The organism is Micromonospora sp. KC207 (assembly GCF_004348615.1).
Lineage (GTDB): Bacteria > Actinomycetota > Actinomycetes > Mycobacteriales > Micromonosporaceae > Micromonospora.
On sequence record NZ_SMKJ01000282.1, the window covers coordinates 1 to 9,214 of the forward strand.

10 protein-coding genes are annotated in these 9,214 nt (G+C 73.2%); 2 read left to right on the forward strand and 8 right to left on the reverse strand.

Annotated features, from left to right (window positions below; genetic code table 11):
• Positions 1 to 1,002: cytochrome P450 (locus E1258_RS26445; RefSeq protein WP_132405885.1), on the forward strand; the 1,002-nt coding region annotated here is incomplete at its 5' end.
• 69 nt (positions 1,003 to 1,071) lie between these two features.
• Here the strand turns inward: E1258_RS26445 and E1258_RS26450 are convergent.
• A complete protein-coding gene (locus tag E1258_RS26450; protein WP_132405887.1) occupies positions 1,072 to 2,250 on the reverse strand; it encodes a zinc-dependent alcohol dehydrogenase in 1,179 nt (392 codons plus the stop codon).
• On the reverse strand, positions 2,247 to 2,885 hold the full coding sequence (locus tag E1258_RS26455) for a cyclase (protein ID WP_132405889.1): 639 nt from the start codon (positions 2,883 to 2,885) through the stop codon (positions 2,247 to 2,249). Before E1258_RS26455 ends, E1258_RS26450 begins: the two co-directional genes overlap by 4 nt.
• Before the next feature lie 216 nt (positions 2,886 to 3,101).
• Here E1258_RS26455 and E1258_RS26460 point away from each other — a divergent pair, with 216 nt between their 5' ends.
• Positions 3,102 to 3,581, forward strand: coding sequence for a DUF4383 domain-containing protein (locus E1258_RS26460; RefSeq protein WP_132405891.1), 480 nt, complete (start codon positions 3,102 to 3,104; stop codon positions 3,579 to 3,581).
• 39 nt (positions 3,582 to 3,620) lie between these two features.
• Here the strand turns inward: E1258_RS26460 and E1258_RS26465 are convergent, their stop codons facing one another.
• From E1258_RS26465 to E1258_RS26490, 6 genes are all read right to left on the reverse strand, one after another.
• Positions 3,621 to 4,070 carry a GNAT family N-acetyltransferase gene (locus E1258_RS26465; RefSeq protein WP_132405893.1) on the reverse strand — a complete coding sequence of 150 codons (450 nt, stop codon included), beginning with the start codon at positions 4,068 to 4,070 and terminating at the stop codon, positions 3,621 to 3,623.
• A gap of 123 nt (positions 4,071 to 4,193) precedes the next feature.
• On the reverse strand, positions 4,194 to 5,675 hold the full coding sequence (gene obgE, locus E1258_RS26470; RefSeq protein ID WP_132405895.1) for a GTPase ObgE: 1,482 nt from the start codon (positions 5,673 to 5,675) through the stop codon (positions 4,194 to 4,196).
• A gap of 93 nt (positions 5,676 to 5,768) precedes the next feature.
• The gene (gene rpmA / locus E1258_RS26475) at positions 5,769 to 6,023 is read right to left on the reverse strand and encodes a 50S ribosomal protein L27 (RefSeq protein WP_007072511.1); all 255 of its coding nucleotides are present in this window, start codon (positions 6,021 to 6,023) and stop codon (positions 5,769 to 5,771) included.
• Between the two features lie 11 nt (positions 6,024 to 6,034).
• Complete coding sequence (gene rplU, locus E1258_RS26480; RefSeq protein ID WP_007072512.1) at positions 6,035 to 6,349, reverse strand: 50S ribosomal protein L21; 315 nt, start codon at positions 6,347 to 6,349, stop codon at positions 6,035 to 6,037.
• Between the two features lie 168 nt (positions 6,350 to 6,517).
• Positions 6,518 to 7,027, reverse strand: a complete 510-nt coding sequence (locus E1258_RS26485; protein WP_132405897.1) for a hypothetical protein — start codon at positions 7,025 to 7,027, stop codon at positions 6,518 to 6,520.
• Between the two features lie 117 nt (positions 7,028 to 7,144).
• Positions 7,145 to 9,214: Rne/Rng family ribonuclease (locus E1258_RS26490; protein WP_132405899.1), on the reverse strand; the 2,070-nt coding region annotated here is incomplete at its 5' end.

Consider the following 9,214-nt stretch of genomic DNA (forward strand, 5'->3'; position numbering starts at 1 on the left):
GTGCAGGGCCTCGACGGGGCGGCGCACCGCGACCGCAAGACCATGTTCATGTCGATCATGACGCCGTCGGCGGTCCGGCAGCTCGGCCAGCTCTTCGATGACGAGTGGCGGGCCCGGGTGCCGGACTGGGAACGGGCCGGCCGAATGACGCTGTACGACGAGGTCTCCCCGCTGCTGACCCGGGCGGTCTGCGCCTGGGCCGGCGTGCCGCTGGCCGCCGCCGAGGTGACCCGGCGCACCGCCTGGATGCGCGCGATGGTCGAGGGGCCGGCCGCGTTCGGGCCCCGGCACTGGCGGGGGGTGGTCGACCGGCGCCGCGCGCAGCGGTGGCTCGGGGAGATCATCGAGCGCGCCCGCGTGGGCGTCCTGCCGGCCCCGGAGGGCAGCGCCCTGCGGGTGATCGCCGAGCACCGGGACGACCGGGGGCGACTGCTTCCCCACCGGATCGCCGCCGTGGAGCTGCTCAACGTGCTGCGTCCCACGGTCGCCGTCGACCGTTTCGTGGTGTTCGCCGCGCTCGCCCTGCACGACCACCCGCCGTGGCGCGACCGGGTCCGCGGCGACGACGCCGCCACCGAGTGCTTCGTGCAGGAGGTACGCCGCTACTACCCGTTCTTCCCGATCGCCGCCGCCCGGGTGCGGCGCTCCTTCGACTGGCAGGGGTACCACTTCCCGCAGGGACGGCGGGTGCTGCTCGACCTGTACGGCACCAACCACCACGATGCGCTCTGGCCCGAGCCGGAGCGGTTCCTCCCGGAGCGCTTCGCCGGCTGGCGCGGCGACCCGTTCGCGCTGGTGCCGCAGGGCGGCGGTGACCACCACACCGGGCACCGGTGCGCCGGCGAGTGGATCACCATCGAGCTGCTGAAGCGGGCGGTCACCAACCTGACCACGACCATGCGCTACAAGGTTCCCCCGCAGGACCTCGCGATCGACCTGCGGCGGATGCCCGCCCTGCCGCCGAGCGGCTTCGTCGTCGCCGACGTGCGCCGCACCGCCTGATCCCGCCGAGCCGCCGCGGGCCGGGCCCGCGCGTTCGCGGTGGACCCGGCCCGGCGGCGCGGCGGCGGGTCAGCCCGCCTGGGGGTGCAGCACGGTACGCAGGCAGCCCTCCTCCTTCTTCTCGAAGATCTCGTAGCCGCGCGCGCCCCGTTCGAGGGTCATCGGGTGGGTGGCCAGGTAGCCGGGATCGATCTCGCCGGTGGCGACCCGGTCCAGCAGCATCGGGATGTACCGCTGGGCGTGCATCTGTCCCATCCGCAGCACCAGCGCCTTGTTCATCGCCGCGCCGAGCGGGAACTTGTCGACCAGGCCGGCGTAGACGCCGACGATGCTGACCGTCCCGCCCTTGCGGCACGCCATGATCGCCTGCCGGACCGAGGTGGGCCGGTCGGTGGTCAGCCGGACCGACTGCTTCGCCCGGTCATACGCGTACGCCGGGCCGACGTCGTGCGACTCCATGCCCACGGCCTCGATGCAGGCGTCCGGTCCGCGCCCCGCCGTCATCTCCCGCAGCGCCTCCAGCACGTCGGTCTCGGCGTAGTTGATCGTCTCGACGCCTAGCCGGCCGGCGGCGGTGGCCAGCCGCTCCGGCAGCCGGTCGATGACGATCACCCGCTCCGCGCCGAGGATCTGCGCCGACCGGGCGGCCATCTGGCCAACCCCGCCCGCGCCCCACACCGCGACCACCTCGCCGCCCTTGAGCGCGCAGAAGTCGGCGGCCATCCAGCCGGTCGGCATCGCGTCGGAGGCGAACACGGCCGAGTCGTCCGGCACCTGCGCCGGGACGGTGAACGCCCCCACGTCACCGAAGGGCACCCGGACGTACTCGGCGTGGCTGCCGGAGTAGCCGCCGGCGGCGTGCGAGTAGCCGAGGATGCCGGCCGACGAGTGCCCCCACAGCTTCTCGGTGAACACCGGCTGCGGGTTGGAGTTGTCGCAGAGCGAGAACTGCTCGGTGCGGCAGTACCAGCAGCCGCCGCAGGCCACCACCGAGGCGACCACCACCCGGTCGCCGACCCGCAGCCGCCGCACGCCCGGTCCGGTCTCCACCACCTCGCCCATGAACTCGTGGCCGAGAATGTCGCCCTCCCGCATCGCCGGCAGGTACCCGTTGATCAGGTGGAGGTCGGAGCCGCAGACGCTGCTGGCCCGGACCTTGACGATGATGTCCCGCTCGGCCCGGATCGTCGGCTCCGGCACGTCGCGAACGGCGAGCTTGCCGACGCCCTCCCAGCACAGCGCCCTCACGCCCGGCCTCCCGTCGTCAGCTTCTCCCGGATCTTGTCGGTCGCCCACTCCTGCGCCGGGCTGCGCCCCGACGGGTCGTGCCGGGTGGTGATCATTTCGCCGCACTCGATCAGCGACTTGATCCGGCGCAGCGCGTCGCGCAGCCCGAGGTCCGGGTCGCCGCCGGTGCCCAGGCCCAGCACCCGGCGCACCGGCCCGGAGCGCCAGCGCAGCTCGGCGCGGATCTCGGTGCCCCGGTCCTGTGGGGCGGGGACCAGCTCGACGTGCCCCGTCTGGGCGATCGGGCCGTCGGTCACCCGCCAGTTCAGCCGCCCCGGACCGTCGACGGTGAGCTCCGCCCGCCATTCGGTCCCACCACCGGCCGGGTCGCCGGCCACGCAGCGTCGCCGGCTCGCGTCGAGCTGTTCCAGGGTCGCCCATCCGGCAAGTGCCCGGTCGAGCCGCTCCCGGTCGGTCCAGAAGCCGACCACGGCGTCGATCGGCCGGTCCACGGTGATCCCCCGCCGGACGACGTACCAGCCGTCCTGCCGCTCGGGCTGGTGCCGGCGTCGCCGTCGGGCCGCCGCCCGACCGACGCCGACCGCGGTCACCGTGGCGACGCCGAACAGCGCCCACCTTGTCGCGTTGCTGGTCATCACGTCTCCTCCACCCGGGCCTGCGGGCTGGTCCGCCCGCATCACGCAGCGCTACCCGGCCCGGCGGCGTCGAAACGGCACACCGGTTCCACCGGCGTCTTTTGGCCTGCCCCCGCTTCGACCACCCACACCTGATTCCTGGTTTCTCTGCGGACCGGGTCGCCGCCCACACACAATGGAGGATCGGCGGGGGTGCTGATCACGGAGGTGACATCGATGACGCGTGACCGGCGCGGCACACGGGCCCGGGTGCAGCTGGCCGCCGTCGCGGTGGCCGTGCTCTTCCTCGTGATCGGCGTGCTCGGCTTCGTCCCCGGGATCACCACCGGGTACGACGACCTGACGTTCGCCGGGCACACCTCGGAGGCCCGGCTGCTCGGGCTGTTCCAGATCTCGGTCCTGCACAACGCCCTGCACCTGCTCTTCGGCCTGGCCGGGCTGGTCCTGGCCCGCCGCATCGCCGGGGCCCGGATCTTCCTGGCCGGCGGCGGCGCGCTCTACCTCGGGCTCTGCCTGTACGGGCTGTACGTCAAGTTCGCCGGTACCGAGCACGGCGGGGCCAACTTCATCCCGCTCAACGGCGCTGACAACCTCCTGCACCTGCTGCTCGGCCTCGGCATGCTCGCCCTGGGCCTGCTGCTGTCCAACCGGATGGGCACGGGCGGCCGGCTGGACAACCCGATCGACCGCCCCTGACCGATCGACCGCCCACCGGCCGACCGGTGCCGTCGGGCGTCAGGCGGCCACCAGGAGGCGCTTGGCGAAGCAGCGGCTGTACGGGTTGTCGACGTACTCGCCGTACACCGGGATCGGGGCGTACCCGCAGGAGGTGTAGAGGCCGATGGCCGCCGGCAGGTAGCTGCCGGTCTCCAGCCGGAGTTCGGCGTACCCCTGCTGGAAGGCCAGCTCCTCCAGGGCGGCCAGCAACTGCCGGGCGATCCCCCGCCCCCGGTACGCGGGCCGGACGTACATCCGGTTCAGCTCGCCGGTGCGCGGGTCGAGCTCCTGAATGCCGCCGCACGCGACGACCCGGCCGGCGTCGACGACGGCGAGGTAGCGGATGTCGTCGTGGGGGACGAACACCTGCCCGGCCAGCCCGCCGTCGGCCTCGCGCAGCTCACGCTGCTGCGCCACGACCAGGGTGGCGATCTCCGGGTCGGTCGTGGGCCGCGATTCGATCAGCATTCCACCAAGCTATGCGCGACGGATTTCCGGCAGGTTTCCCCCAGGCGACCCGGCGGCGGAGACACCGCGAGCGGTCGTGGTCGCGCCCGTGGGCCTCCGCCCCCTCCTCGATCGCGGGAGGGCCTACTCCTCGTCGTCGTCGAGGTCGTCGGCGTCCGGGGCCGGCTCGTCGTCGGTGACGTCGGCCCCCAGCTCGTCGCCGGGCCGCTGCCGGCGGGCCTTGCGCGCGGCCAGCCGCTCGGCGGCCGAGGCGCGGCTCGACTTCTCCTCCAGCCGCACGTCGGTGCCCCGGTTGCCCGGGACGAAGTCGACGCCCGCGTAGAGGGCGGGCTGCCAGTCGAACTCGCGCTCGCCGATCCGCACCAGGTCGCCCGGCTTGGCCCCGGCCTTGGCCAGCTTGTCCTCGACGCCGAGGCGGGCCAGCCGGTCGGCCAGGTAGCCCACCGCCTCGTCGTTGTCGAAGTTGGTCTGCCGCACCCAGCGCTCCGGCCGGTCGCCCCGGACGGTGAACGAGCCGTCCGGCTCGGCGTCGATGGTGAAGCCCGTGTCGTCGACCGCCTTCGGGCGGATGACGATCCGGGTCGGCTCGGCCGGCGGGGCGGCGCCGCGGGCCTTCTCGACGAGCTCCGCCAGCGCGAACATCAGCTCCTTGAGGCCCTCGCGGGTCGCCGCGGAAACCTCGTACACCCGCAGGCCGCGGGCCTCCAGGTCGGGGCGGACGATCTCGGCGAGGTCCCGGCCGTCCGGCACGTCGATCTTGTTGAGGGCGACGAGGCGGGGCCGGTCGGCCAGCCCGCCGTACTGGTTCAGCTCGGACTCGATGGCGTCGATGTCGGCCAGCGGATCCCGGCCCGGATCCAGCGTCGCGGTGTCGATCACGTGCACCAGCACCGCGCAGCGCTCGATGTGCCGGAGGAACTCCAGCCCGAGGCCCTTGCCGGTGGCCGCGCCCGGGATGAGGCCGGGCACGTCGGCGACGGTGAAGGTGTGGTTGTCGACCCGGACCACGCCCAGGTTCGGCACGAGCGTGGTGAACGGGTAGTCGGCGATCTTCGGCTTGGCCGCGGAGATCACCGAGATCAGCGACGACTTGCCGGCCGACGGGAAGCCGACCAGGCCCACGTCGGCGACGCTCTTGAGCTCCAGCACCACGTCGAGCTGCTCGCCGGGCTCGCCCAGCTCGGCGAAGCCGGGGGCCTTGCGCCTGGCGTTGGCCAGCGAGGCGTTGCCCCGGCCGCCCCGGCCGCCCCGGGCCACCTCGAACGTGGTGCCGGCGCCGACCATGTCGGCCAGCACCTCGCCGCCGAGGGTCTGCACGACGGTGCCGTCGGGCACCTTGAGCACCAGGCCGCGCCCGTTCGCGCCGTCCCGGTTCGAGCCCGCGCCGCCCTTGCCGTTCTCGCCCTTGACGTGCGGGTGGAAGTGGAAGTCGAGCAGGGTGTGCACCTGCGGGTCGACGACCAGGGTCACGCTGCCGCCGTGTCCACCGTTGCCGCCGTCCGGGCCGCCGAACGGCTTGAACTTCTCCCGGTGGATCGAGACACAGCCGTGCCCGCCGTCGCCGGCCTGCAGGTGCAGGACGACCCGGTCCACGAACATCGTCACGTCGTCAATCCTTCCAGCGGGAGAGGCCCCGCGCGTACGAGAAAAGCGAAGCGGGCCGGGACCAACCGGTCCGCGGCCCGCGACGCGTCGAAACTACTGCTGCGGCACGATGCTGACGGTCTTGCGACCGCGCTTGGTGCCGAACTGGACCGAGCCGGCGGCCAGCGCGAAGAGCGTGTCGTCGCCACCACGGCCAACCATGTCACCGGGGTGGAACTTGGTGCCACGCTGACGGATGAGGATCTCACCCGCGCTGACGACCTGACCGCCGAAGCGCTTCACGCCGAGCCGCTGGGCCGCGGAGTCACGGCCGTTGCGCGAGCTGGACGCACCCTTTTTGTGAGCCATCTGAGGACGACCTACTTCCCGCTGGAGATGCCGGTCACCTTGACCTGGGTCAGCGGCTGGCGGTGACCCTGGCGCTTGTGGTAGCCGGTCTTGTTCTTGAACTTGTGAATCTTGATCTTCGGGCCCTTGGTGTGCGCGGCGATCTCGCCGGACACCGCGACCTCGGCAAGCTTCGCCGCGTCGGTCACCAGGTCGTCACCGTCGACGAGGAGCACCGCGGTGAGCTTCACCGCGTCGCCGGGGGCACCGGCGAGCTTCTCGACCTCGATCACGTCGCCCTCGGCGACCTTGTACTGCTTGCCGCCGGTCTTGACGATCGCGTACATCGGAGGCGGACTCCCTGTCGTTGAGGCTGCTGGCGGTCGTTCCCTCGGCGGCTCGCCGGGTAGCAGAAGCGCGGCGGCGCGGGCACGCGGGAACTCGGCACACCAAAGTGCGCCGCAAGATAGCCTACGCCATCGGTGAGGCAACACCCAAACCGGGGTGCGGACCGGTCAGCGGGCGCAGAGCTGGTCGAGGCGCTGTTGGAGCTCGTCCAGCTCCTCCTCGTCGATCGCGTCCACGTCGGTGCCGAGCATCCCCACTTCGGTGGCGAGGTCGGCCAGAAGGGTGCGTAGCTGCGGGTCGGTGGCCCGGGTCGACTGCTCCCGCAGCGCGGTGCGCCAGCCGGTCAGCGCCGCCTCCGCCCGCTTGCGGGCGGCCTCCGCCGTCGCGCTGTCACTCGCGCCGACCGCACCGATCATCCTGCCCAGCTCCGCCACGTACGTGCGGACCGCCGCGCCGCTGGCCTGCTGAGCGGCGGCGCAGACCTCCGGGGCGTTCCCGCCGGCCGCGCCGCTCGCGCCCGGGGCCGCGCCCCCGCCGCCGGGGGTGCTCCCGTCTGCCGTGGCGGGTGGGGAGCCGCCCGGCCCGCCGGTACGGTCGGAGCCGGGACGTTCGGTGGAGCAGGCCGCCGCAGCGGACAGGACGACCGCGGCGATGGTGAGGGTGAGCAGACGACGCATTCTTCTTCTCCTGACCGGGGGTGGCCGATCCTAACCGGGCCCCGACGCGCGATCGGGCCCCTGCCCCGGTGCTGTCACCGTGGCAGGGGCCCGCGAAACGCGTGGCCGATCAGCCGGTCACGGGCGGGTCCGCCGCCGGGCGCCGCTCCGACGGGACCGGCGCCGACCGGTGCCGGCCTCGCCACCGTCGGTGTCGCCCTCGTCGTCGCCGAGGGCGTCCGGGTCGTCGGCCCCGGCCAGCCGAGCGGACTCGCCCTGCTGGCTGTCCGCCACGGCCGGCGCGGCGGCGGTGTCCGCCTCGTACCGGGACAGGTCGTAGCCCATCGTGTCGTGGTAGTCGGTCTCGGTCTCGGCGTCGGCCGGCACCTCGACCACCTCGATCACCGTGCGCTCCGGCACCGCGCTCTTGCGCGCCCGCCGCCGCGACGACGCCCCGCCCGCCGGCTCGGCCGGGGCCGCCGGGGCGGTGACGGCCGAGGCGACCGCCTTGACCTTCTCCCCCACGCCGCCGCCCGGACGCGGCTTCTCCGGCACCGGCTCGGTGTGGATGACCACGCCCCGGCCCTTGCAGCAGTCGCAGGTCTCGCTGAACGCCTCCAGCAGCCCCGCGCCGATCCGCTTGCGGGTCATCTGCACCAGGCCGAGCGAGGTGATCTCGGTGACCTGGTGCTTGGTGCGGTCCCGGCCCAGGCACTCGGTGAGCCGGCGCAGCACCAACTCCCGGTTCGACTCCAGCACCATGTCGATGAAGTCGATAACCACGATGCCGCCGATGTCACGCAGCCGGAGCTGACGGACGATCTCCTCCGCGGCCTCCAGGTTGTTGCGGGTGACCGTCTCCTCCAGGTTGCCGCCCGCGCCGGTGTACTTGCCGGTGTTGACGTCGACCACGGTCATCGCCTCGGTGCGGTCGATGACCAGGTGACCGCCGGAGGGGAGGAAGACCTTCCGGTCCAGGCCCTTGAGAATCTGCTCGTCGATCCGGTACGTGGCGAACACGTCGGACGTGCCGACGTGCCGGCGGACCCGGTCGACCAGGTCCGGCGAGACGTGCGACAGGTACGACTCGACCATCCCGTACGACTCGTCGCCCTCGATCACCAGCTCGCGGAAGTCCTCGTTGAACAGGTCCCGCACGACCCGGATGACCAGGTCCGGCTCCTCGTAGAGCAGCACCGGGGCACCGCCGGAGGCCACCTTGGCCTGGATGTCCTCCCACTGGGCCTGGAGGCGCTTGACGTCGCGGGCCAGTTCGTCCTCGCTCGCCCCCTCGGCGGCGGTCCGGACGATCACGCCCGCGCCGTCCGGGACCAGCTTCTTGAGCACGTCGCGCAGTCGCTTGCGCTCGGTGTCCGGCAGCTTGCGGCTGATGCCGGAGGCGTTGCCGTTCGGCACGTACACCAGGTGCCGGCCGGAGAGCGCGATGTGGCTGGTCAGCCGGGCGCCCTTGTGCCCGATCGGGTCCTTGGTGACCTGCACCAGCACCGAGTCGCCGGAGCGCAGGGCCTGCTCGATCGAGCGGGCCCGCCCCTCCAGCCCGGTGGTGTCCCAGTTGACCTCGCCCGCGTACAGGACGGCGTTGCGGCCGCGCCCGATGTCGACGAAGGCCGCCTCCATGCTCGGCAGGACGTTCTGCACCTTGCCGAGGTACACGTTGCCGGCCATGGTGCCGGAGGAGTTGCGGGTGACGTAGTGCTCGACCAGCACGCCGTCCTCCAGGACAGCGATCTGGGTGCGGTCGCCGCGCTGGCGGACCGCCATCACCCGGTCGACCGCCTCCCGGCGGGCCAGGAACTCCGACTCGCTCAGGATCGGCGGGCGGGTCCGGCGCTGCTCCCGGCCGTCCCGACGGCGCTGCCGCTTGGCCTCCAGCCGGGTCGAGCCGGTGACGCCCTGCACCTCGTCGACGGCCTTGCGCGGCTCGCGGATCTTGACAACCGTCGGCACGCCGTCGTCGACGCCCCCGTCGGTGTCCCCGGCGCCCCGCCGACGCCGACGGCGACGGCGACGGGTCAACCCGTCCCCGCCCTCGTCGCCCTCGCCCTCGTCCTCGTCACCCTCGTCCTCGGCCTCGGGCTCCTCGGCCTGGGCGGCCTCCTCGGCCTCGTCGTCGGCCTCGTCCGCGCCGCCCTTGCCCCTGCCCCGGCCCCGGCGGCCACGACGGCGACGCCGACGGGCGGCGGACTC